This window comes from Streptomyces phytophilus (genome assembly GCF_013870535.1).
In the GTDB taxonomy this organism is placed as follows: Bacteria; Actinomycetota; Actinomycetes; order Streptomycetales; family Streptomycetaceae; genus Streptomyces; species Streptomyces phytophilus.
Genome location: NZ_JACBXC010001647.1, coordinates 1 through 1119, shown reverse-complemented (window position 1 = coordinate 1119; position 1119 = coordinate 1). Strand labels below are relative to the sequence as shown.

2 protein-coding genes are annotated in these 1119 nt (G+C 71.5%); one reads left to right on the top strand and one right to left on the bottom strand.

Translation table 11 applies throughout. From position 1 onward, the window contains the following. On the top strand, positions 1–864 hold an 864-nt coding region (locus tag H5J30_RS34920), incomplete at its 5' end, for an ABC transporter permease (RefSeq protein WP_181791814.1). 57 nt (positions 865–921) lie between these two features. On the opposite strand, the gene H5J30_RS34915 is transcribed toward H5J30_RS34920, so the two are convergent. Then, on the bottom strand, positions 922–1119 hold a 198-nt coding region (locus tag H5J30_RS34915; protein ID WP_181791813.1), incomplete at its 5' end, for a response regulator transcription factor.

Sequence of the window (1119 nt, the reverse complement as noted above, 5' to 3'; positions counted from 1 at the left end):
CCCGCGGGCGGCGGCTACTCCTCGCCGATCCCGATCGTCAGGACGCACCTGGGCCACGCCTTCGCCTCCGAGTGGACCAAGATCCGCTCGGTGCGCTCGACGATGTGGACGCTGGGCATCATGCTCGTGCTCGTCGTCGGCGTCGGCTTCCTCATCGCGCTGGCGATGGCCACCGACGACTGGGTCGGCGCCCCGCTGCTCTCCGGCGGGCTCTTCGGCCTGATGCTCGGCCAGATCTGCATCGTCACGCTCGGCGTGCTGGTGATCACCTCCGAGTACGGCACGGGCATGATCCGTACCACGCTCACCGCCTCGCCCCAGCGCTGGCGGGTGCTGGCGGCCAAGGCCGTGGTGTTCTTCGTGCTCGCCTTCGTGCTCACCACCGCGGCGTGCGCGATCACGGCGCTGATCCACTCGTCGGTCCTCAGCGGCCAGTCCGTGCCCGAGTACGAGGCCGGCGACCCGATGTTCAAGGACTCGATCTCGGACAGCGGCGAGCTGATCGCCACCGGCGGCCAGTGGTTCGACGCCACCGTGGGCGCGGCGCTGTACGTGTCGCTGCTCGGCCTGCTCGCGCTGGCCGTGGGCGCGATCCTGCGGCACTCCGCGGGCGCCATCACCACGATGGTCGGCTTCATCCTGCTGCCGCTGATCATCGCGCTGTTCATGCAGGCGGAGAGCCTGCGGGACGTCCAGCGCAAGCTGATCGAGTACTCCCCGCTCAGCGGTCTCGCCTCGCTCTTCGGCATCCCGTTCTTCGACGACGCCGACGTGGGCGGCTGGGGGCTGCTCGGCCTGCTGGCCGCCGTCACCGGCGGGATGCTGCTGCTGGCGTTCGCGCTGCTGTCGAAGCGGGACGTCTAGCCGTACGCGGACGGCCGGGGGCGTACGGCGCCGTACGGGACGTACGCCCCCGGCCGCTCAGACGCCCAGTTCCTGGGCCAGCACCGCGGCCTGCACCCGGCTGCGCAGCCCCAGCTTCGCCAGCAGCCGGCTGACGTGTGTCTTCACCGTGGCCTCCGCCATGTCGAGGCGGGCCGCGACCTCCGCGTTGGACATGCCCTGGCCGAGGCAGGCCAGCACCTCCCGCTCGCGCCGCGTGAGCGGGTCGAGGACGGC